Source organism: Microbacterium sp. (genome assembly GCF_051953575.1).
In the GTDB taxonomy this organism is placed as follows: domain Bacteria; phylum Actinomycetota; class Actinomycetes; order Actinomycetales; family Microbacteriaceae; genus Microbacterium.
This window is the reverse complement of sequence record NZ_JBQCIP010000049.1, coordinates 1-20,198: the sequence shown is the minus strand read 5'-3', so window position 1 is coordinate 20,198 and position 20,198 is coordinate 1. Positions and strand designations below refer to the sequence as shown.

Below are 20,198 nucleotides of genomic sequence, written 5' to 3'. Positions count from 1 at the left end.
GCCGAGCATGTCGAGGTTGACCCAGTCGACCTGCACGTTCAGAGCGAAAGCCACGATGGCTCCGATCGCGAACAGCACGATTCCAGCACCGATACTCATGCGGAGCTCCTTTCCGGGGTGTGCGGGTGCCACTCCCCCTGATCCAGGACGGGTTCGTCCCGAGTCAACGCTGGCGGACGCCCTGTCGTCGTGGGAGGGGCTTGACAAAGCGGATGCCGGTCGCCCGGTGCGCGATGACTACGCTGGAAGCGTGTCCAGCCTGTCCCGCCCCGCGTCTGCGGGGCCGGGGGTACGCGCCTGGGTGATCTGGACGGTCGGCGTGGCGGCCTACGTGCTGGCGATCACGAACCGGTCTTCGCTCAGCGCCGTCGGTGTGGATGCCGCCGCCCGCTTCGACGCGGACGCCGCGACGCTGTCGATGTTCGCGGTCGTGCAGCTCGCCGTGTACGGCGGCATGCAGATCCCGGTCGGCGTGCTCCTGGACCGTTATGGCGCACGCCCCATCATGACGATCGGGATGCTGCTCATGGCCGTCGGGCAGCTGACGATGGCGGTCTCGCCCAGCGTGGGAGTGGCGATCCTCGCCCGCATGCTGCTCGGTGCCGGCGACGCGGCGGTCTTCCCCGGCGTGCTGCGGCTGATCGCGACGTGGTTCCCTGCGCAGCGGGGTCCGATCATGGTGCAGCTCACCGGCATCGTCGGGCAGACAGGCCAGCTCGTCGCCCTCGTGCCGCTCGCCGCGCTGCTGCACGCCACCAGCTGGTCGATCACGTTCGGCAGCATCGCGGGCCTCGGCGTGCTGTTCGCCGTGCTGGTGTTCCTGCTCATCCGCAACCACCCGCCCGACCGCGACGAGGACGTGTCGGTCGACACCGACACGGGCGCCATCCGCGTCGTGACCTCGGCGGTCGACACCGGCGCCGGCATCCGCGCCGCGTGGGCGCACCCCGGCACGCGTCTGGCGTTCTGGTCGCACTTCACCACGCCGTTCGCCGGCACCGCCTTCGTGCTGCTGTGGGGCATGCCGTTCCTCACGGCCGGCGAGGGTCGCACCACCGCCGAGGCCGCGTCGATCATGTCGCTGTACGTCGTCGTCGGCATGGCGCTGGGACCGATCATGGGCGAGCTGTCGCGCCGGATCCCGCACCTGCGCTCCCGCGCCCTCGTGCTTCCCACGGTCGCCGTGCAGGCGATCGCCTGGCTCGCCGTCATCGCCCACCCCGGGCCGGCGCCGCTGTGGCTGCTGCTCGCCCTCGCGGTGGCTCTCGCGACCGGGGGTCCGGCATCCATGATCGCCTTCGACCACGCGCGCACCCACAATCCGTCCCATCGGCTCAGCACCGCGACCGGCGTGACGAACGCCGGCGGCTTCTTGGCGGCCCTCATCGCGATCCTGCTGATCGGCCTCGCCCTCGATCTGCAGGGCGCCGGCACGCCCGCCACGTACCGCCTCGACGCGTTCCGCATCGCGTTCCTCACGCAGCTGCCGCTGTGGGCGCTCGGTGCGACCTTCATCGTCGTCGAGCGAAAGCGCACCCGCATCCGGCTCGGCATGGATCCGCCGCGCGCGCCGCGCCGACGCCGCGGCTGATCCCCGGCAGGATGCAGAGCATGACCGGTCCTCTCGTCGTCGCACCCGAGGTGCGGTCCGCCGTGGCCGCGGGCGAACCCGTCCTCGCGCTGGAGTCCACGATCTTCACCCACGGGCTGCCGAGGCCGCGCAATCTCGACGTCGCGCTCGAAGCAGAGGCGCGGGTGCGTGCGCTCGGCGTGGTGCCTGCGACGATCGGCCTCGTCGACGGGCGCCCCACCGTCGGCCTCACTCCGGACGAGATCGAGCGTTTGGGGACCACCGACGGCGTCGTGAAGGCGAGCGTGCGCGATGTGCCCGTCGCCGCCGTCAAAAGGCTGAGCGCCGGCACCACGGTGGCGGCGACCGCGTACCTCGCGGCGCGGGCCGGTGTGGGCGTCTTCTCGACCGGCGGCCTCGGCGGAGTCCACCGCGGCGCCGCGCAGACGTTCGACGAATCCGCCGATCTGCCTGCCTTGGCGGGGCTCCCCCTGGTCGTGGTGAGCGCCGGCGTCAAGTCGATCCTCGACATTCCGCTCACGCTGGAGCGGCTGGAGACGCTGGGCCTCGCGGTCGTCGGCTACCGCACGACCGACTACCCCGGCTTCTACGTCGCCGACTCGGGACACGACATCGAGTACTCCGTGGACTCCCCCGATGAGATCGCGGCGATCGCCCGCACGCGCGACGGGCTGGGCATCGCCTCGACGCTGCTCGTGGCCAATCCGCTCCCCGCCGAGCGGCAGCTCGATCCGGCGGAGCACGACAGCGTGCTGCGGCGGGCCCTCGCCGCGGCGGAGGCTCAGGGCGTCAGCGGCCACGACACCACACCTTTTCTGCTCGACTTCTTCCAGCGCGAGACCGCCGGGCGCAGCCTCGACGTGAACGTCGAGGTGTATCGCGGCAACGTCGATCTCGGCGCCCGCATCGCGATCGCGCTCGCGGACGCCTCCTGATGCTCATCGTCATCGGCGACCTCGTCGCCGACCTCATCGTGCTCGGAGGGGCCGCACTGCAGCGCGGCACCGACAACCCCGCGGAGATCCGCCTGACCCGTGGCGGCAGCGCCGCCAACGTGGCGGTCGCGGCCGCGTCGCGGCATCCGGTCCGCTTCATCGGACGCGTCGGCGACGACACGCTCGCCCGCGCGCTCGTCGGCGAACTGGAGGCGGCAGGAGTGGAGGTGCAGGTCCAGCGGGCGGGACGCACCGGATCGATCGTCGTGCTCGTCGACGCGGTCGGCGAACGCACCATGATCACCGATCGCGGGGCCGCGGCCGAGCTCGAGGCGATCGACCCGGCCTGGCTGGACGGCGCACGGTGGGTGCACCTGCCGATGTACGGTTTCGCCGTCGCGCCCTCGCGGACGGCGGTGACGGATGCCGCGGCCCGGGCCGCGTCCGATGGTGCTCGGGTGATCATCGACCTGTCGAGCGTGGCGACGATGCGCGAGCTCGGCCGGACGCTGCTGCAGCAGATCCTGGACGAGGTTCGTCCCGATGTCGTGTTCGCCAACGCGGACGAGGCGAGGACGGCTGCCGAGCTCGGCCTGTCGGTCCCCGGCGTGTACGTCGTGAAGAGGGGGCCCGAGCCCGTGCGCATCACGGCGGGCGGCGCGGCGTCCGAGGTGCCCGTGGAACGGGTCGACGACGTGCTCGACTCGACGGGGGCCGGCGACGCGTTCGCCGCCGGATACATCACGGCGGCGCTGGCCGGCGCCAACCCGCACGAGAGCGCCCGGGCGGGCGGCGCGCTCGCGATGAGTGCACTGCGACGTCCGGGCGCTCTGTGACGATCGCTGCGGCGCTCAGGCCTGCAGACGCTCCAGCACGCGCTCGATGTCGTCGATGAACGAGTTGTAGCCGGCGATCGTGGCAGCCACCTGCTCGTCCGAGAAGTCCGAGCGGTCCTGGCGGATGGTCAGGACGGTGCCGTCGGCGCTCTCTTCGAGGTCGAACAGCACCGGCAGCCCGGCGTCGTCGCCCGGCTGGTCGGTGAGGGTCATCGCGAGGTGCGTCGGCGGCTCGACCGCCTTGTACTCGCCGGCCCAGTTGATGCGGTTGCCGTCGGGCAGGTGCATCACGGCGCGGAACTGACCGCCCGGGCGCACATCCATCGTCAGGGTCTCCTGCGGCACATCGACGGCCGCGGTCCCGAACCACACGGCGAAGTGCTCGGGCTTGACGAGCGTCTCGAACACCAGCTCGCGGGGTGCACGGAGCGTGCGGGTCACGGTGAAGTACTCAGTCATTGTCGTTCTCCTTGTCGGTCGTGCCGTGGTCTTGCTGAGAGGGGGCGCCGAGCTGCTGCAGGGCGTTGATGTACTGGTCGAGAGCGGTGAAGCTGTCGTCCCAGAACTTCGCGTAGTCGCCGATCCAGGCGGATGCGGCGGCCAAGGGTCGTGCGTCGAGCTGCGCGGGCCGGTACTGGGCGCTGCGGCCGCGCGTCACGAGACCCGCCTCCTGCAGCACGCGCAGATGCTTCGACACCGCGGCGAAGGTCATGTCGAACGGCTCCGCGAGCTCGCCCACCGTGGCCTCGCCCTGGCTCAGGCGGGCGAGGATGGCGCGCCGCGTCGGATCTGCCAGCGCCGCGAAGGTGCGGCTCAGGGTGTCGATCATGTCTCACCTCCGGTGTCTCGTGTATTCAACTGATTGGTACTGTACCGATTGGTTGAGTACGTGTCAACTCCGGCTGGAGACGAGGTGTCGGAGCACCGCGATACGGTGACGCCATGGCTCGCGTGATCTTCTACACCGCAACCACGCTCAACGGCTTCCTCGCCGACGACCACGACTCGCTCGACTGGCTGTTCGCCGTACCGGGCGGAGAAGGAGGGAATGCCGACTTCCAGGCCTTCCTCGCGGGCATCGGGGTGCTCGTCCAGGGGTCGTCCACCTATCGCTGGGTTCTCGAGCAGGAGGACCTCGTCGCCCATCCGGAGAAGTGGCCGGCCTACTACGGCGATCGGCCCACCTGGGTCTTCAGCAGTCGCGAACAGCCCGTCGTGCCCGGCGTGGACATCCGATTCGCCACCGGGGACGTGCGCGACGCTTGGCCGCAGATCCGCGACGCCGCTGGGGAGAAAGACGTGTGGGTTGTCGGCGGCGGCGATCTCGCCGGTCAGTTCGCCGACGCCGGCCTGCTCGACGAGATCCGGGTGTCGGTCGCGCCCGCGACGCTCGCATCGGGCAAGCCGCTGCTCCCCCGGGTGCTCGGCGCCGACCGCCTCGAACTGACGGCGGTGCGGCGGGCCGGCGCCTTCGCCGAGCTGACCTACCGCGTGACGGCCGCCGCCGATGAGTGAGCGGTGGCGGGGCGTGGTCGCGGCGCTGCTCAACCCCGACCTGCGTGCCGTGCTGGCCGAGGCGATGAGCGGGTCCACCCTGTCGGACGCCCGTCGTCGCCGCGCGGTCGAACGGCTCCTCGAGCTCGGCCTCGTGCACGAGACGGAGTCGGGCGGCCTCGAGTTCGACGAGACGGCGGTGCGCGGCATCCTGTCGGAGAACCCGCCGGCGAAGCGGTCGGGCCCGGCCAGGTTCCTCGATGCCGACGGGCGCATAGACCGCTACCCCGCACAGCGCGGGGAACGAGACGAGCTCCTGCGGTGGGTGGCAGAGAAGGCCTTCGACGTCGGTGAGGTGCTCAGCGAGCGGCAGACGAACGAGCGACTCGCCGCCTTCACGGGCGATGCGGCCGTGCTCCGCCGGTACCTCGTCGATGCCGGGATGCTGGAGCGGACGCGATCGGGTTCCGAGTACGCCCGTCCGGCGGCGTCAGACTGACGGCGCGACCGGGCTCCAGCCGCCGCCGAACTTGGGCTCGCGACCGTCGCCCGACGATGTGCCGGTGAGGCGGCGACGTACCCAGGGACCCACGTGCTCGCGGTAATACGCGGCTCCGCGGGCTCCAGCCGGCGGCAGGGGCGGCAACGACCACCATTCGGGATGCGGGTCGAGGCCGAGCGCGTCGAGCACGCGGGCCGCGACGCGGTGGTGACCGCGGGAGTTCATGTGCAGCCGGTCCTCGGACCAGAACGGCGGCGACGCCAGTTCGGTGTCGAACCAGTTGTACGCCCGCACGACGTCGGGTCGCGATGCGAGATGCGCTTCCACGGCGTGCGACAGCAGGTCCCCCCTGCGCTGGATGAGCCGCCGCATCGGCAGCTGGCCAGTCGGGTTCGCCCCCGACAGCACGATGAGCTGCACGCCCTCCTCATCGCAGCGGCGCAGCACAGTCTCGAACGCCTCGACCACGCCGTTGACGCTCGTGCGGGGACGCAGCATGTCATTGCCGCCGCCGTTGAACGAGAGATGCGTCGGCTTCAGTGCGAGCGCGGGCTCGAGCTGCTGCTCGACGATGGGCCAGACGAGCTTGCCGCGGATCGCGAGGTTCGCATACTCGACGGGCTCGCCGAGGGCGTCCGCCCAGCCCTGCGCGACGAGATCCGCCCAGCCGCGCACGTGTCCGTCAGGGAGCTCGTCGCCCACGCCCTCGGTGAAGGAGTCGCCGATCGCGACGTATCGAACGGATGCCACGCCCCCAGCCTACGGCGCGTCCCGGGCCGCCGCGGCCGCAGCCGAACCGGCGTAGCGTGAACACATGGCCCTGTTCGCCGATCGGCGGGCCGCAGGGCGCGCGCTCGCCACAGACCTCGAGCCCTGGCGCGGATCGGATGCCGTCGTCATCGGCATCGCCCGCGGCGGTGTGGTCGTCGCTGCCGCCGTCGCCCGCGAACTCGGGCTGCCGCTCGATGCGGTCATCGTGCGCAAGCTCGGCGCCGTCGGCCACGAGGAGTTCGCGGTCGGGGCGATCGCCGACGGGGTGCGGATCGTGACGTCCGACGCCGTCCGCTGGGCGGGGATGTCGCCGGCGGATGTGCAACGCGTCGAGGCCGCCGAGCGCAGCGAGCTGCTCCGCCGCGCCGAGACATACGGGACGAGGCACGCGGACCTGCGGGGCCGCACGGCCATCGTGGTCGACGACGGGGTCGCGACCGGCGCGAGCGCTCTCGCCGCCTGCCGTGCGCTGCGGGCGCAGGAGCCGTCGCGGGTCGTGCTCGCCGTCCCCGTCGCTCCCGAGGATTGGCAGCCGCCCACCGACACGGTGGACGAGTACGTGTGCCCGCATCGCGAAGCCGACTTCTGGGCTGTCGGGCAGTACTACGACGCCTTCACCCAGACGAGCGACGAGGAGGTCGTGGCGCTGCTGCAGCACCACGACCTCCTCGGTTGACGGGTCCGCGTCAGCGCGACAGCGCGAAGCGCAGCGTGTCGAGGCCGACACCGCCGATGTCGAGCGCGCGCTTGTGGAACTGCTTGATCGAGAACGCGTCGCCCTCGCGCTCGGCCACCTCGTCGCGCAGCTGCTCCCAGATGCGCTGTCCGACCTTGTACGACGGTGCCTGCCCGGGCCAGCCGAGGTAGCGGTTCACCTCGAACTTCACGAACTCTTCCGGCATGTTGACGTTGCGGAGCATGAACGCGAGCGCGTAATCCGCATCCCACGTGCCCTGTCCGTCCAGACGCGGCTTCTCGAGGTGCACGCCGATGTCGAGCACGACGCGCGCGGCGCGCATGCGCTGTCCGTCGAGCATGCCGAGACGGTCGGCCGGGTCGGAGAGGTAGCCCAGCTGCTCCATGAGGCGCTCCGCGTAGAGCGCCCACCCTTCGGCGTGACCCGACGTGCCGCCCAGCAGGCGGCGGTACGTGTTCAGCTCGGCACGGTTGTACACGGCCTGCGCGATCTGCAGGTGGTGCCCCGGAACGCCCTCGTGGTAGACCGTGGTCAGCTCGCGCCACGTGTCGAAGTCCTCGACACCCTCGGGCACCGACCACCACATGCGTCCGGGGCGAGAGAAGTCGTCCGTCGGACCCGTGTAGTAGATCCCGCCCTCCTTGGTGGGCGCGATCATGCACTCGAGCTTGCGGATCGGCGCGGCGATGTCGAAGTGGGTCTTGCCCAGCTCTTCGATCGCCCGATCGCTCGTCTCCTGCATCCACTTCTGCAGCGCGTCCGTGCCGTACAGCTTGCGCGAGGCATCCTGCTCGAGGAACGCGACGGCCTCTTCGACCGAGGCGCCGGGCTTGATCTCGTTCGCGATCGACTCCTGCTCGGCGACCATGCGCGCGAGCTCCTCGACGCCCCATTCGTAGGTCTCGTCGAGGTCGATCGTCGCACCGAGGAAGCGGCGGGAGTGCAGCGCGTACAGCTCGCGGCCCACGGCGTCCTTCTCGGACGCGGCGGGAGCCAGTTCGCCCGACAGGAACGATGCGAGCTCGTCGTAGGCGACGCGGGCGGCGTTGGCGTTGTCCGCGAGATCGCGGGCGAGGGATGCGGGGAGCTGTCCTTCTTCCGGCGCCGCCTCGGCCGCGAAGCTGGCGAAGAAACCGCCGTCGGCGGTGTAGCGCGCGATCTGCGTCACGACCTCGACAACCTGGCGGCGGGCGGGCACGACGCCCTGCGCGATGCCCTCGCGGAGCGTCTGGACATATCCGTCGATCGCGCCCGGCACGGCCGCAAGGCGCGTGGCGATCACCGACCAGTCGTCCGTGGTGGCGGTGGGCATCAGGTCGAAGGCCGAGCGGATGTTCTGGGCGTGCGACGCGATCACGTTGATGTCACGCAGATGCCACTTCGCCTCGTCGAGGTCCAGACCCAGCTGGATCTCACGCGAGAGGTCGTCCTTCGTCACCTCGTCGACCAGGTCGACGGGCGTGGCCGCCTGCAGCGAGGCCAGAGCCTTGCGGCCCTCCTCGGCGAGGCGTTCCTGCCCGGCGGGGCTGTAGTCGCCGAACCGGCCGTTGTGCTCGCTGCGACCGATGTAGGTCGCCAGCGTCGGCTCCAGCTCGGCAAGTGTGTCGACCCACGCATCAGCGATCTTGTCGATCTGCGTGGGTGTGCGGGTTTCGTCTGTCATGACTCTGAGCCTAGGTGTTGTCGCGGGTGGGATTCAGTGTCGTGGCCGACTCAGTGTCCGGCCTCGTTCCAGTCGCTGCCGCGCCCGATCTGCACGTCCAGGGGAACCGAGAGCTTCGCGGCGCCGCCCATGCGCTCGCGCACGATGCGCTCGGCGGCATCCCACTCCCCCGGTGCGACCTCGACGACGAGTTCGTCGTGGATCTGCAGCAGCACGCGGGAGCGCAGCTCGGCGGCAGCGAAATCGTCGTGGATGTGGAACAGCGCGATCTTCATGATGTCGGCCGCGCTGCCCTGGATCGGGGCGTTGAGGGCCGCACGCTCCGCGTTCTCTCGCAGCACCCGGTTGGGGCTCGCGAGGTCGGGGAACGGGCGACGGCGGCCGAAGATCGTCTCGGTGTAGCCATCGATGCGGGCCTGTTCCACCGAGGAGCGCAGGTAGTCGCGCACCGCGCCGAAGCGGGCGAAGTACTCCATCATGAGCTGTTTGGCCTCGGACTGCTCGATCCGCAGCTGCTTCGACAGCCCGAACGCCGACAGGCCGTACACGAGGCCGTACGACATCGCCTTGACCTTGGTGCGCATCGCCGGGGTGACGTCTTCGGGGGCGACGCCGAACACGCGCGAGCCCACGAACCGGTGCGTGTCTTCCCCCGAGTTGAACGCCTCGATGAGTCCCGGATCCTCGGACAGGTGCGCCATGATCCGCATCTCGATCTGCGAGTAGTCGGCCGTCAGCAGGGTCTCGTAGCCCTCGCCTACCGTGAACGCGGAGCGGATGCGGCGGCTCTCCTCCGTGCGGATCGGGATGTTCTGCAGATTGGGGTCGGTGCTAGAGAGGCGTCCTGTCTGGCTGCCCGTCTGCACGTAGGTGGTGTGGATGCGGCCGTCGTCGCCGATCGCGCGGTCGTTGCCGATCGAGCTGTCGAGCGACTCGATGATCTGGCGCAACTTGGTCGCCTCGCGGTGCTGCAGCAGCAGGTCGAGGAACGGGTGCGGGTTCGTCTCCTGCAGATCTGCCAGCACGGCGGCGTCGGTCGAGTAGCCGGTCTTGGTCTTGCGGGTCTTCGGCAGCTGGAGCTCGTCGAACAGCACCTCCTGCAGCTGCTTGGGAGACCCCAGGTTGACCTCGCGGCCGATCGCCGCGTACGCCTCCTGTGCGAGCGCGTCGGCCCGCGCGCCGAGTTCGCCCGAGAAGGTCGACAGGATCTCGTGCGACACCGCCACGCCGGCGAGCTCCATGTCGGCCAGAGTGTGCAGCGTCGGCAGCTCGATGTCGGAGAGCACGGCGGCCACACTCGGCGGAAGCTCTGCGGCCACCGCGTGGGCGACCCGCAGGGTGTACCACGACAGCTGTCCGGGGGTGGCGCCCTCCGTCTCGGGAACGAGCTGCGACGGGTCCGCCTCCGGAAGCTTCTCGTCGAGGTACCGATCGACCAGATCGGCGAGCGTCTTGTCGGGGAAGCTCGGGCGCAGCAGCCAGCCCGCCAGCACGACATCCATCTCCAGCCCGCCCAGGCGCAGGCCGGCGCGGCGCAGCGCCTTCACCTGCGGCTTGGCGTCGGCGAACAGCTTGGGTGCATCGGACGCGAGCCACGGCGCGAGGGATGCCTCGACCTCGGGGGTCCACGTCGCCTCTGCCGCCGCGTCCTTCGTCGCGACGCCGATGCGCGCGGGCAGCCCGCGCTCGACGGTGAGTGTCACGCCGACCTGCCCGTTCGCCTTGTCGAGCCACGCCGCAAGGTCAGGACCCGACACCTGCGCCGCGACGGGCGCCAGCTCGGCGGCGGCGGAGTTCACCGCGGCCATCTGCTGCTCGATGCCCGCGAGCTCCGCCACGCGCGGGATCAGCGTCTTGAACTCCAGGCGGGAGAAGATGTCGCGCACAGCCTGCGCGTCCATCGGCTGGACTTCGAGGTCCGCCGGCCCATAAGGCAGCTCGACGTCGCGCAGCAGGCGGTTGAGGCGTCGATTGCGACGCACGTCCTCGGTGTGCGCGACGAGGTTGCCGCCCACGACCCCCTTGATGGTCGAGGCGCCGTCGAGGAGCGCGTCGAGCGAGCCGAACTGGTTCAGCCACTTGACGGCGGTCTTCTCGCCGACCTTCGGCACGCCGGGCAGGTTGTCGCTGGTCTCGCCGACGAGAGCGGCGATGTCGGGGTACTGCTCGGGCGGCACGCCGTAGCGGTCGATGACGGCCTGGCGGTCGTAACGCTTGAGCTGAGAGACGCCCTGGACGTTCGGGTAGAGCAGCGTGATGTCGTCGTTCACGAGCTGGATCGTGTCGCGGTCGCCGGAGCACACCAGCACGTTGAAGCCCTGCTCGGCCGCCTGCGTCGCCAGCGTGGCGAGGATGTCGTCGGCCTCGATGTCTTCTTGCTGCAGCACGCGGATGCTCATGGCGGCGAGGCAGTCCTGCAGGAGCGGGATCTGCCCCTTGAACTCGCTGGGCGTCTCGGAGCGGTTGGCCTTGTACTCGGCGTACTCGCGCGTGCGGAAGGACTGGCGCGACGTGTCGAAAGCGATGGCGAGATGGGTCGGCTTCTCGGCCTTCAGCAGGTTGATCAGCATCGCCAGGAAGCCGTAGATGCCGTTCGTGTGCTGCCCGTCCTTGGTCGAGAAGTTGTCGACCGGGAGCGCGTAGAACGCTCGGTATGCCAGCGAATGGCCGTCGACGACCAGGAGGGTAGGCTTTGCGGAGTCCGTCACCCTGCCAGCCTAGCCAGGGGCGACGACACCCGAACTCCGCCGCCGGACCCCGCCCGTGCGGCCCGACCGAAGGTGCGCAATGCCCGATCACTCCCCCGCGGCCGTCGACGGAATCGAGTGGGCGACGGGCCGCGGCATCGGCGCCCTCGCCGCCAAGATGGGGTTCGAGTGGCTCGAATTCACGCCGGAGCGCGCCGTCGCACGCATGCCGGTCGAGGGCAACACGCAGCCGGTCGGCCTCTTCCACGGCGGAGCGTATGTGGTGCTGGGCGAATCGCTCGGCTCCATGCACGCGAACTACCACGCGGGTCCCGGCCGGCTCGCCGTCGGCGTCGACATCAACGCGACCCATACGCGGTCGGCGACCGCCGGCTACGTGACCGGCGTCTGCACGCCGCTGCACCTCGGCCGCAGCCTCACGGTCCACGAGATCGTCGTCACCGACGATCAGGGACGCCGCTGCTCGACCGTGCGCATCACGAACCACATCAAGGATCTGCCGCCGCAGGAATGAGAAGAGTGGATGCCGCGGGCCGCGGCATCCACTCCTGAGAAGTCGGTCAGCCCTTCTTGGGCGCGAGCTGCTCGATGATCGCCTTCGCGACGTCCTGCATCGTGAGGCGGCGGTCCATCGACGCCTTCTGGATCCAGCGGAACGCCTCGGGCTCGGAGAGGCCCATCTTCTCGTTGAGAAGGCCCTTCGCCCGGTCGACGAGCTTGCGGGTCTCGAAGCGCTCGACCATGTCGGCGACCTCGGCCTCGAGCGTGATGATCTGCTCGTAGCGGGCCAGCGCGATCTCGATCGCGGGCAGCAGGTCGTTCGGCGTGAACGGCTTCACCACATAGGCCAGGGCGCCGGCCTCGCTCGCGCGCTCGACGAGCTCCTTCTGGCTGAAGGCGGTCAGCAGCACGACGGGCGCGATGTGGTTCTTGCTGAGCTTCTCGGCGGCGGAGATGCCGTCGAGCTGCGGCATCTTCACGTCCATGATCACGAGGTCGGGGCGCAGCTCGGTGGCCAGTGCCACGGCGGTCTCACCGTCCCCCGCTTCGCCGACGACGTCGAATCCGTTGTCGCGGAGGATCTCCACGATGTCGAGACGGATGAGCGACTCATCCTCTGCGACGACGACACGACGGGGGGTGGACGCCGTCGTAGCGGCGGTCTGCTCCTGCTCAGTCACCCGCCAATCCTACGGTATGGTCGTTCGCGGACGCGCGGAGGCCCGCGCGGGCCGGTGTGGCGGAATGGCAGACGCGACCGACTCAAACTCGGTTGCCCGAGAGGGCGTGTGGGTTCGACTCCCACCACCGGCACCCGAACGAAGAGAAGAGTGGATGCCTCGGCCCGAGGCATCCACTCTTCTTCTGTTCTGCGAGCGCTACTTCTCGTCCACGGTCGTGATCACCGACGTGTTCGGGTCGGGCAGCGTCTCGACCTGCTCGGGCGAGCGCAGGTCGACGTCGGCCGGCGCCTTCTTGTCGAGCTCGGGAGGCAGTTCGAGCGGCCGCCGCGAGTAGTAGACCTTCGCCTTGCGGTAGAACAGCGCGAGCGGCACGACACCGAGCACGATGAGCCCGATGCCCAGCCAGTTGACGATCGGGTCGTTTTGCGGGATCGACACGATGAAGGCCCACGCCATGAACACCGCGCCCGCCGCAGGCCAGAGCCCGATGAGCAGGAACTTGCCCACCGACTGGAACAGCACGCGGCGGTAGGCCACCACGACCGCTACGCCGGCCAGCGTGTAGTAGAACGCGATCTGCAGGCCGATGGACGAGATCGCGTTGCTCATGATGTCGGCGACGCTCCCGAGGAAGTTCGAACCGACGAACAGCACGAGCGAGACGCCCAGGATCACGAGGGTCGCGAACGTCGGCGTCTTCCAGCGGGGGTGCACGCGCCCGAACACCTTCGGCAGGGTGTGGTCGCGGCCCATGGCGAACAGCGTGCGGGTCACCTGGATCAGGGTCGTCTCCAGTGTCGCGATGGTCGACAGGGCCACGGCGACGATGAGGATCTTGCCGCCGATGCCGGGCCAGATGATGTCACCCAGGACCGAGAGGATGTTGGCGCTGTTCGCCTCGATCTGCTCCTGCGACAGCATGATGAGCGTCGCGATGGTGAAGACCTCGAACAGCACGAAGACGATGCCGACGCCGATGAGACCGGCCGACCCCGCGGACTTGTGGCCGTCCTTCGTCTCTTCGTTGAGGTTCGACGAGACGTCCCAGCCCCAGTAGTAGAACGCGGCGATGAGCGCGGCCGCGACGAAGACACCGGGACCCGCCAGGTGGGTGAAGCCCAGCCACTCCCACGAGAAGTCCGGCCCGTCGTGCTCGGTGGTGGCGGCGCGGAACAGCGCGAGGCCGGCGAAGAGCACCAGGATCGCGACCTCGATCACCGACATGATCCACTGCGCGCGGGCCGTCACGTGCACGCCGAAGTAGACGCAGGCGGCCATGATCACGAACCACACGGCGCCGACGCTCGTGATGAGCGGGACGTTGTCGGCCTGCGAGGGGTCGAACAGCGACACCGTCATGGCGCCGGCGGGCAGGGCTCCGGCCACCATGAAGATCGTCGCCGAGATCACCAGCGCCCACCCCGAGAGGAAGCCGAGCGCCGGGTGCAGGGCGCGGGCCACCCACGAGTACGCCGCCCCGGCATTGACGTCGGCGCGTCCGAGGTACAGGAACGCCCACGCGATGCCGAGCATCGGGATGCCGCACCACAGCAGGGCGGCCGGGGCGCCCAGTCCTGCGACACCGACGAGGGTCGCGGTGGTGGCGGCGATGGAATATGCCGGTGCGCTGCCGGCGACGGCCATCACGATCGAGCCCGCGGCGCTGACGCCGCCTGCCTGCAGATCGTGACGCTCTGGGGTGCTCTGGTCGTCGGGTGCGACCGGTGAGCCGATTCGGGTCATCGAGAGTCCTTTTCTGTCGCCCCGGTGGGCGATGGATGGACAGTACACCCCGTCGAGGAAAAGAGTTGCTATTCGGTGTTGCTAAGTACCGGTACTCAGTGATACTTTGTAGTGGTACTCAGCAAGACAGAGTAGCGACCGAGAGGAGGTGCCCGAGATGGGCAAGCAAGAGACCGAGATGCTGAAAGGCACGCTGGAGGGGATCGTTCTGGCGATCCTTTCGGGGCGTCCGGCATACGGGTACGAGATCACCGCATGGCTGCGCGACCAGGGGTTCTCCGACATCGCCGAGGGCACCGTCTACGCCCTCCTGGTGCGTATCGAGCAGCGCGGCCTGGTCGACGTCGAGAAGGTCCCGTCCGAGAAGGGGCCGCCCCGCAAGGTGTACACGCTGAACGCGCAGGGCCGCGAGCAGCTCTCGGAGTTCTGGAGGACATGGAGCTTCCTCGCAGAGCGCATCGAACAGCTCCACCACCAGAACGCAGACAACTCCCCCAAGAAAGAGGACTGATCATGGCCGCCAAGTGGTACGAAGTCGTCACCGGCTCGCTGGACCAGAAGAAGCAGTACAAGCAGTCGAAGGCTCGCCTCGAGGCGCTTCCCGAGCCGTATCGCGGCGCCGCGAAGGCTCTGGAGCGCTACATCATGGTCGCCGGCGGCATCGTCGACGGCGACACGATGGTCACGATGTTCTCGGACTTCGCCGACCTGTGGGAGCGCGCCGCAGCCGACGGGACGCCCGTGCGCGACATCGTCGGCGACGACCCCTCGGCGTTCGCCGACGAGTTCACCGCCGCGTACTCCGGCAAGCAGTGGATCGACAAGGAACGCGACCGCCTCAACAAGGCGATCGACGACGCGGAACGAGGTGAGCACCGATGACCGAGACAGCCATCCGGGTGAAGGGCCTGGAGAAGTCGTACAAGGACCTCCACGTGCTGAAGGGCGTGGACTTCGAGGTGGCGCGCGGCAGCATCTTCGCACTCCTCGGGTCCAACGGCGCCGGCAAGACCACGGTCGTGCGCATCCTGTCGACCCTCCTGAAGGCGGATGCCGGCACCGCCGCCGTCGGCGGGCACGACGTGTCGGCCGACGCCCAGCGGGTGCGCGAGACCATCAGTCTCACGGGGCAGTTCGCCGCGGTCGACGAAGTGCTCTCGGGCCGCGAGAACCTCGTCCTCGTGGCGCAGCTGCGCCACCTGAAGAATCCGGGCGCGATCGCGGACGACCTTCTCGCCCGCTTCTCTCTCACCGAGGCCGGAGCACGCAGGGCCGGCACCTACTCCGGCGGCATGCGACGCCGGCTCGACATCGCGATGAGCCTCATCGGCGACCCGGCCGTCATCTTCCTCGACGAGCCGACCACGGGGCTGGACCCCGCGGCACGCCTGGAGGTGTGGGATGCCGTCACGAAGCTCGCCCGCGGCGGCACCACGGTGCTGCTCACCACGCAGTACCTCGATGAGGCGGAGCAGCTCGCCGACCGGATCGCGATCCTCCACAAGGGCACGATCATCGTCGACGGCACGCTCGACGAGCTCAAGCGCCTGCTCCCGCCGGCGAAGGTCGAGTACGTCGAGAAGCAGCCGAGCCTGGAAGACGTCTTCTTCGCCCTGACGGGCGAGGTCGACACCGAATCCGCCAAGGAGGAGTCATGACCACTGCAACCGTCGCCGCGCCGCGCACAGCCTCGGGTGCTCGCTTCTTCAGCGACACCGCCGTCCTGACCGGGCGGTCGCTGCGCCACATCCTGCGAAGCCCCGACACCATCATCACGACCGCCGTCACGCCGATCGCGCTCATGCTGCTGTTCGTCTACGTGTTCGGCGGGGCGATCGATCTGGGGGCCGACCAGGGGTCGTACATCGACTACATGCTGCCCGGCATCCTGCTCATCACGATCGCATCCGGCATCGCCTACACGGCGTACCGGCTGTTCCTCGACATGCAGGGCGGGATCTTCGAGCGGTTCCAGTCACTGCCGATCTCGCGATCGGGCGTGCTGTGGGCACACGTGCTCACGTCCATGGTGTCGGTCGCGGTGTCGCTGGCCATCGTGATCGGCGTCGCGCTGCTGATGGGCTTCCGCACCGGCGCGAGCTTCGCGGCGTGGCTGGGCGTGGCGGGCCTGCTGATGCTGTTCACACTGGCGCTCACGTGGCTCGCGGTGATCGCGGGGCTCTCGGCCAAGACGGTGGACGGTGCGAGCGCGTTCTCGTACCCGCTCATCTTCCTGCCGTTCATCAGCTCGGCGTTCGTCCCCACCGAGAGCATGCCGGGTCCGGTGCAGTGGTTCGCCGAGAACCAGCCGGTCACGTCGATCGTCAACTCGATCCGCGCGCTGTTCGCGGGCGACCCGGTCGGCAGCGACATCTGGGTCGCGATGGCCTGGCTCGTCGGCATCCTGGTCGTCGCCTATGCGATCGCGATGTCGATCTACCGCCGCAAGATCAGCTGACCGCTCCCCCGCGCCCTGCGCGCACCCAAGAGAAGAGTGGTTGCCTGGACTCACGCATCCACTCTTCTCTTCGTCTTATGCGCCGAAGTACTGGTTGCCCAGAGCCTTGCTCTTGAGCGCGTCGAACTCGCCCTGCGAGATCGTCCCGGCGTCCAGCAGCGCCTTCGCCTTCGCGATGTCGTCGGCGGGACTCGCCGACGCAGCCGGACGGTAGTCGTCGGACTCGGGGACGACACTCCCGCGCGCGGCCTGCGCACGCTCGGCCATGCCCTTGCCGCGGGCGATCACGTAGATCAGGCCCGTGAGGAACGGGACGAAGACCAGCGCGATGATCCACAGCGCCTTGAACCACCCGTTGAGCTTCTCGTCGCGGAACAGGTCCGTGATGATGACGATGATGATGTACAGGTAGGCGATGAAGTAGAAGCTCCACAGGAGGAACCAGAACAGGTCCTGGAAGAACATTCGAGGTACCACTTTCCATGAGAAACGGGCCGACGCGATCACCTTAGTGGTCGCGCCGGCCCGTTCATGGGATCCGGAGAGGATCAGTTGCGTGTCTGGTAGATCGGCGCCTTGCCGTGCACCGCATCGCCCACCTTGTGGATGCGGATGTCGTTCGTGGAGCCGATGATCCCGGGAGGGGAGCCCGAGATCACGACGACCTTGTCGCCGACCTTCGCGAGGTCGTTCGACAGCAGGTAGTCGTCGACCTGGATGAACATCAGGTCGGTGTGCGCGACGTGCTCGACGAGCGTCGACTGCACTCCCCACGTGATCGCCATGCGGCGGCGGATCGCCGGCTCGGGCGTGAACCCGAGCATGGGGATGTGCGGACGCAGTCGCGACATGCGGCGCGCCGTGTCGCCCGACTCGGTGAAGATGCAGAGGTACTTCGCGTCGACGAACTCGGCGACCTCCATCGCTGCCAGGGTGATCGCGCCGCCCTGCGTGCGCGGCTTCGTCGTGAGCGGCTGGATGCGGTCCAGCCCGTGCTCCTCGGTCGAATCGACGATGCGCGCCATCGTCTCGACGACGGTCACCGGGTACTTGCCCACGCTGGTCTCGCCCGACAGCATGACCGCGTCGGCGCCGTCGAGGACGGCGTTGGCGACGTCGCTCGTCTCGGCGCGCGTCGGGACCGGGTTCTCGATCATCGACTCGAGCATCTGGGTCGCGACGATGACGGGCTTGGCCATGCGGCGGCAGAGCTCGACCGCCCGCTTCTGCACGATCGGGACCGCCTCCAGCGGCAGCTCGACGCCCAGGTCGCCGCGGGCGACCATGATGCCGTCGAACGCGTCGATGATCTCTTCGAGGTTGTCGACGGCCTGCGGCTTCTCGATCTTGGCGATGACGGGGACGTGGCGTCCCTCTTCGGCCATGATCACGTGGACGCGCTGCACGTCCTTCGCGTCGCGCACGAACGAGAGCGCGATGATGTCGGCGCCGGCGCGAAGACCCCAGCGGAGGTCGGCCTCGTCCTTCTCGGACAGCGCGGGGACGTTCACGGCGACGCCCGGCAGGTTGATGCCCTTGTTGTTAGACACCGGGCCCGCGACGATCACCTTGGTGGTGACGACGGTGCCGTCGGTCTCGACGACCTCGACGCGGACCTTGCCGTCGTCGATGAGCAGGAAGTCGCCGGGCTTGACGTCGTTCGGCAGACCCTTGAAGGTCGTGCCGACGATCTCTTTCGTGCCGAGGATGTCTTCGGTCGTGATCTTGAAGATGTCGCCGACGGCGAGCTCGTGGGGGCCGTTCTCGAATTTGCCGAGGCGGATCTTCGGACCCTGCAGGTCGACGAGGATCGCGACGGCACGTCCGGCATCGTCGGCGGCCTTGCGCACGTTGGCGAAGTTGTTGTCGTGGACCGAGTAGTCCCCGTGGCTCAGGTTGAATCGGGCCACATCCACACCGGCGTCGATGATCGCGCGGACCATCTCATACGTCGAAGTGGCGGGACCCAGGGTTGCGACGATCTTGGCGCGTCTCATCCGTGGTTTCTCCGGGTTGGGTGAATTGGCGAGTGCCTCGGCCAGCCTACGCGGGCTGCAGGCCGATGGCGATATCGGTCGGGCGGACGGGCTCGGGCAGCTGCGTCTCACCCATCAGGAAGCGGTCGACGCTCGCGGCGGCCGCTCGGCCCTCGGCGATCGCCCATACGATGAGCGACTGCCCGCGACCGGCGTCGCCGGCCACGAACACGCCCGGGGCGGTCGTCTGGTAGTCGTCTTCGCGGCGCACGTTGCCCCGCTCGGTGAACCGGGCGCCCAGCTGCTCCTCCAGGAGAGCCTGCTCGGGGCCGGTGAATCCCATGGCGATCAGCACGAGGTCCGCGGGGATCTCGCGCTCGGTGCCGCTCTTGGGCACGCGGCGGCCGTCGACGAACTCGGTCTCGGCGACGCGCAGAGCACGCACCTCGCCGGCCTCGTTGCTGAGGAACTCGACGGTCGACGCCAGGTAGGCCCGCTCGCCGCCCTCTTCGTGGGCAGACGACACCTCGAAGAGCGTCGGGTCCATCGGCCACGGCTGGTGCTCGGGGCGCTCACCCGGGGGGCGGCGGCCGATCGCCAGGTTCGTGACGCTCAGGGCGCCGTGGCGGTGGGCCGTGCCGATGCAGTCCGCGCCGGTGTCGCCGCCGCCGATGACGACGACGTGCTTGCCCTCCGCGGTGATCTGGTTGGCGACCGCGTCGCCCGCGACGGCCTTGTTCGACTCCACGAGGTACTCCATCGCGAAGTGCACACCGGCGAGGTCGCGTCCGGGCACCGGCAGGTCGCGCGGCACCGTCGAGCCGGTGGCGACGACGACCGCGTCGTACCGGGCGCGCAGGTCGGCCCACGTGATGTCCTTGCCGATCTCGACGCCCGCGCGGAAACGCGTGCCCTCGTCCTGCATCTGGCGAAGGCGCGCCTCGAGGTGCTTCTTCTCCATCTTGAAGTCCGGGATGCCGTAGCGCAGGAGTCCGCCGATGCGGTCGTCGCGCTCGAACACCGCGACCGTGTGGCCGGCACGCGTCAGCTGCTGAGCGGCCGCGAGTCCTGCGGGGCCGGAGCCGACGACGGCGACGGTCTTGCCGGTGAGGCGGCCCGGGGGCTCGGGCTCGATCCACCCGTTCGCGAACGCCTCGTCGGCGATCGAGACCTCGACCTGCTTGATGGTCACGGCCGGCTGGTTGATGCCGAGCACGCAGGCGCTCTCGCACGGCGCGGGGCACAGCCGCCCGGTGAACTCCGGGAAGTTGTTCGTCGCGTGCAGACGCTCGCTGGCAGCGCGACCCTCGCCGCGCCACGTGAGGTCGTTCCACTCGGGGATCAGGTTGCCCAGCGGGCAGCCCTTGTGGCAGAACGGCACGCCGCAGTCCATGCAGCGCCCGGCCTGCCGGCGCAGGACCGCCGTGTCGCCCGGCTCATAGACCTCTTTCCAGTCCATGATGCGCACCGGCACCGGCCGCCGTGCAGGCAGCTCGCGCTCGGTGACCTTCAGAAAGCCCTTCGGGTCAGCCACCCGTCACCTCCAGGATGCGGTTCCAGACGACGTCGCCGTCGGGGTCGAGCCCCTGAGCGACCGCCTCCTGGCGGGTCTGCAGCACAGCGGCGTAGTCGCGCGGCAG

General features: G+C 69.3%; 21 protein-coding genes and 1 tRNA gene. 12 read left to right on the top strand and 10 right to left on the bottom strand.

The features are described from left to right. Nucleotides 1-250 precede the first annotated feature (250 nt). The 3 genes from ACTHNQ_RS03790 to ACTHNQ_RS03780 are packed head-to-tail and all read left to right on the top strand — an operon-like array spanning nucleotide 251 to nucleotide 3,362. Nucleotides 251-1,591 carry an MFS transporter gene (locus tag ACTHNQ_RS03790; protein ID WP_440331222.1) on the top strand — a complete coding sequence of 447 codons (1,341 nt, stop codon included), beginning with the start codon at nucleotides 251-253 and terminating at the stop codon, nucleotides 1,589-1,591. A gap of 20 nt (nucleotides 1,592-1,611) precedes the next feature. Continuing rightward, nucleotides 1,612-2,526: a pseudouridine-5'-phosphate glycosidase gene (locus ACTHNQ_RS03785; protein WP_440331220.1), complete on the top strand. Its 915-nt coding sequence runs from the start codon at nucleotides 1,612-1,614 to the stop codon at nucleotides 2,524-2,526. Beyond that, complete coding sequence (locus tag ACTHNQ_RS03780) at nucleotides 2,526-3,362, top strand: carbohydrate kinase family protein (RefSeq protein WP_440331218.1); 837 nt, start codon at nucleotides 2,526-2,528, stop codon at nucleotides 3,360-3,362. Before ACTHNQ_RS03785 ends, ACTHNQ_RS03780 begins: the two co-directional genes overlap by 1 nt. A gap of 15 nt (nucleotides 3,363-3,377) precedes the next feature. Here ACTHNQ_RS03780 and ACTHNQ_RS03775 read toward each other — a convergent pair whose 3' ends face one another. Continuing rightward, complete coding sequence (locus ACTHNQ_RS03775) at nucleotides 3,378-3,821, bottom strand: SRPBCC family protein (RefSeq protein WP_440331216.1); 444 nt, start codon at nucleotides 3,819-3,821, stop codon at nucleotides 3,378-3,380. Next, a complete protein-coding gene (locus ACTHNQ_RS03770) occupies nucleotides 3,814-4,191 on the bottom strand; it encodes an ArsR/SmtB family transcription factor (protein WP_440331214.1) in 378 nt (125 codons plus the stop codon). Before ACTHNQ_RS03770 ends, ACTHNQ_RS03775 begins: the two co-directional genes overlap by 8 nt. Before the next feature lie 113 nt (nucleotides 4,192-4,304). Between ACTHNQ_RS03770 and ACTHNQ_RS03765 the strand changes: the two genes are divergently transcribed. Beyond that, nucleotides 4,305-4,877, top strand: coding sequence for a dihydrofolate reductase family protein (locus tag ACTHNQ_RS03765; protein ID WP_440331213.1), 573 nt, complete (start codon nucleotides 4,305-4,307; stop codon nucleotides 4,875-4,877). Then, entirely contained in the window at nucleotides 4,870-5,355 is a 486-nt protein-coding gene (locus tag ACTHNQ_RS03760; protein WP_440331211.1) for a DUF2087 domain-containing protein, read from the top strand. Before ACTHNQ_RS03765 ends, ACTHNQ_RS03760 begins: the two co-directional genes overlap by 8 nt. On the opposite strand, the gene ACTHNQ_RS03755 is transcribed toward ACTHNQ_RS03760, so the two are convergent. After that, on the bottom strand, nucleotides 5,347-6,108 hold the full coding sequence (locus ACTHNQ_RS03755; protein ID WP_440331210.1) for an SGNH/GDSL hydrolase family protein: 762 nt from the start codon (nucleotides 6,106-6,108) through the stop codon (nucleotides 5,347-5,349). The genes ACTHNQ_RS03760 and ACTHNQ_RS03755 overlap by 9 nt on opposite strands. A gap of 64 nt (nucleotides 6,109-6,172) precedes the next feature. Here ACTHNQ_RS03755 and ACTHNQ_RS03750 point away from each other — a divergent pair, with 64 nt between their 5' ends. After that, nucleotides 6,173-6,805, top strand: a complete 633-nt coding sequence (locus tag ACTHNQ_RS03750) for a phosphoribosyltransferase (RefSeq protein WP_440331208.1) — start codon at nucleotides 6,173-6,175, stop codon at nucleotides 6,803-6,805. A gap of 10 nt (nucleotides 6,806-6,815) precedes the next feature. Here the strand turns inward: ACTHNQ_RS03750 and ACTHNQ_RS03745 are convergent, their stop codons facing one another. Together ACTHNQ_RS03745 and polA are read right to left on the bottom strand one after the other, a co-directional pair. After that, nucleotides 6,816-8,489, bottom strand: coding sequence for a DUF885 domain-containing protein (locus tag ACTHNQ_RS03745; RefSeq protein ID WP_440331206.1), 1,674 nt, complete (start codon nucleotides 8,487-8,489; stop codon nucleotides 6,816-6,818). A gap of 50 nt (nucleotides 8,490-8,539) precedes the next feature. After that, complete coding sequence (gene polA / locus ACTHNQ_RS03740) at nucleotides 8,540-11,197, bottom strand: DNA polymerase I (RefSeq protein ID WP_440331204.1); 2,658 nt, start codon at nucleotides 11,195-11,197, stop codon at nucleotides 8,540-8,542. A gap of 79 nt (nucleotides 11,198-11,276) precedes the next feature. Between polA and ACTHNQ_RS03735 the strand changes: the two genes are divergently transcribed. Then, the gene (locus ACTHNQ_RS03735; RefSeq protein WP_440331202.1) at nucleotides 11,277-11,711 is read left to right on the top strand and encodes a PaaI family thioesterase; all 435 of its coding nucleotides are present in this window, start codon (nucleotides 11,277-11,279) and stop codon (nucleotides 11,709-11,711) included. Between the two features lie 46 nt (nucleotides 11,712-11,757). Here ACTHNQ_RS03735 and ACTHNQ_RS03730 read toward each other — a convergent pair whose 3' ends face one another. Further along, nucleotides 11,758-12,378 carry an ANTAR domain-containing response regulator gene (locus ACTHNQ_RS03730; protein WP_018170749.1) on the bottom strand — a complete coding sequence of 207 codons (621 nt, stop codon included), beginning with the start codon at nucleotides 12,376-12,378 and terminating at the stop codon, nucleotides 11,758-11,760. 50 nt (nucleotides 12,379-12,428) lie between these two features. Between ACTHNQ_RS03730 and ACTHNQ_RS03725 the strand changes: the two genes are divergently transcribed. Beyond that, nucleotides 12,429-12,511, top strand: a tRNA-Leu gene (locus ACTHNQ_RS03725). Between the two features lie 65 nt (nucleotides 12,512-12,576). Here ACTHNQ_RS03725 and ACTHNQ_RS03720 read toward each other — a convergent pair. Then, a complete protein-coding gene (locus tag ACTHNQ_RS03720; RefSeq protein WP_440331201.1) occupies nucleotides 12,577-14,124 on the bottom strand; it encodes an APC family permease in 1,548 nt (515 codons plus the stop codon). Nucleotides 14,125-14,281: 157 nt separating this feature from the next. Between ACTHNQ_RS03720 and ACTHNQ_RS03715 the strand changes: the two genes are divergently transcribed. Genes ACTHNQ_RS03715 through ACTHNQ_RS03700 form a run of 4 tightly spaced genes read left to right on the top strand, consistent with a single transcriptional unit; the run spans nucleotide 14,282 to nucleotide 16,582 of the window. Then, complete coding sequence (locus ACTHNQ_RS03715; RefSeq protein WP_018170751.1) at nucleotides 14,282-14,635, top strand: PadR family transcriptional regulator; 354 nt, start codon at nucleotides 14,282-14,284, stop codon at nucleotides 14,633-14,635. A gap of 2 nt (nucleotides 14,636-14,637) precedes the next feature. Then, entirely contained in the window at nucleotides 14,638-15,006 is a 369-nt protein-coding gene (locus ACTHNQ_RS03710; protein WP_440331200.1) for a DUF1048 domain-containing protein, read from the top strand. Next, the gene (locus ACTHNQ_RS03705; RefSeq protein ID WP_440331198.1) at nucleotides 15,003-15,782 is read left to right on the top strand and encodes an ABC transporter ATP-binding protein; all 780 of its coding nucleotides are present in this window, start codon (nucleotides 15,003-15,005) and stop codon (nucleotides 15,780-15,782) included. The genes ACTHNQ_RS03710 and ACTHNQ_RS03705 overlap by 4 nt, the downstream gene beginning before the upstream one ends. Continuing rightward, nucleotides 15,779-16,582, top strand: coding sequence for an ABC transporter permease (locus ACTHNQ_RS03700; RefSeq protein ID WP_440331196.1), 804 nt, complete (start codon nucleotides 15,779-15,781; stop codon nucleotides 16,580-16,582). The genes ACTHNQ_RS03705 and ACTHNQ_RS03700 overlap by 4 nt, the downstream gene beginning before the upstream one ends. 75 nt (nucleotides 16,583-16,657) lie before the next feature. Here the strand turns inward: ACTHNQ_RS03700 and ACTHNQ_RS03695 are convergent, their stop codons facing one another. The 3 genes from ACTHNQ_RS03695 to ACTHNQ_RS03685 form a co-directional block, all read right to left on the bottom strand. Next, nucleotides 16,658-17,047 carry an SHOCT domain-containing protein gene (locus ACTHNQ_RS03695; protein ID WP_440331194.1) on the bottom strand — a complete coding sequence of 130 codons (390 nt, stop codon included), beginning with the start codon at nucleotides 17,045-17,047 and terminating at the stop codon, nucleotides 16,658-16,660. An 83-nt stretch (nucleotides 17,048-17,130) separates the two neighbouring features. Then, entirely contained in the window at nucleotides 17,131-18,579 is a 1,449-nt protein-coding gene (gene pyk, locus ACTHNQ_RS03690; protein WP_440331192.1) for a pyruvate kinase, read from the bottom strand. Between the two features lie 46 nt (nucleotides 18,580-18,625). Continuing rightward, entirely contained in the window at nucleotides 18,626-20,092 is a 1,467-nt protein-coding gene (locus tag ACTHNQ_RS03685; protein ID WP_018170757.1) for a glutamate synthase subunit beta, read from the bottom strand. Nucleotides 20,093-20,198: the final 106 nt, after the last annotated feature.

Excerpts from the sequence above, each read along its gene's own strand:
- ACTHNQ_RS03785 (WP_440331220.1), top strand. The coding sequence starts at position 1,612 with ATGACCGGTCCTCTCGTCGTCGCACCCGAGGTGCGGTCCGCCGTGGCC.
- ACTHNQ_RS03780 (WP_440331218.1), top strand. The coding sequence starts at position 2,526 with ATGCTCATCGTCATCGGCGACCTCGTCGCCGACCTCATCGTGCTCGGA.
- ACTHNQ_RS03775 (WP_440331216.1), bottom strand. The coding sequence starts at position 3,821 with ATGACTGAGTACTTCACCGTGACCCGCACGCTCCGTGCACCCCGCGAG.
- ACTHNQ_RS03770 (WP_440331214.1), bottom strand. The coding sequence starts at position 4,191 with ATGATCGACACCCTGAGCCGCACCTTCGCGGCGCTGGCAGATCCGACG.
- ACTHNQ_RS03765 (WP_440331213.1), top strand. The coding sequence starts at position 4,305 with ATGGCTCGCGTGATCTTCTACACCGCAACCACGCTCAACGGCTTCCTC.
- ACTHNQ_RS03760 (WP_440331211.1), top strand. The coding sequence starts at position 4,870 with ATGAGTGAGCGGTGGCGGGGCGTGGTCGCGGCGCTGCTCAACCCCGAC.
- ACTHNQ_RS03750 (WP_440331208.1), top strand. The coding sequence starts at position 6,173 with ATGGCCCTGTTCGCCGATCGGCGGGCCGCAGGGCGCGCGCTCGCCACA.
- ACTHNQ_RS03745 (WP_440331206.1), bottom strand. The coding sequence starts at position 8,489 with ATGACAGACGAAACCCGCACACCCACGCAGATCGACAAGATCGCTGAT.
- ACTHNQ_RS03735 (WP_440331202.1), top strand. The coding sequence starts at position 11,277 with ATGCCCGATCACTCCCCCGCGGCCGTCGACGGAATCGAGTGGGCGACG.
- ACTHNQ_RS03720 (WP_440331201.1), bottom strand. The coding sequence starts at position 14,124 with ATGACCCGAATCGGCTCACCGGTCGCACCCGACGACCAGAGCACCCCA.
- ACTHNQ_RS03715 (WP_018170751.1), top strand. The coding sequence starts at position 14,282 with ATGGGCAAGCAAGAGACCGAGATGCTGAAAGGCACGCTGGAGGGGATC.
- ACTHNQ_RS03710 (WP_440331200.1), top strand. The coding sequence starts at position 14,638 with ATGGCCGCCAAGTGGTACGAAGTCGTCACCGGCTCGCTGGACCAGAAG.
- ACTHNQ_RS03705 (WP_440331198.1), top strand. The coding sequence starts at position 15,003 with ATGACCGAGACAGCCATCCGGGTGAAGGGCCTGGAGAAGTCGTACAAG.
- ACTHNQ_RS03700 (WP_440331196.1), top strand. The coding sequence starts at position 15,779 with ATGACCACTGCAACCGTCGCCGCGCCGCGCACAGCCTCGGGTGCTCGC.
- ACTHNQ_RS03695 (WP_440331194.1), bottom strand. The coding sequence starts at position 17,047 with ATGTTCTTCCAGGACCTGTTCTGGTTCCTCCTGTGGAGCTTCTACTTC.
- pyk (WP_440331192.1), bottom strand. The coding sequence starts at position 18,579 with ATGAGACGCGCCAAGATCGTCGCAACCCTGGGTCCCGCCACTTCGACG.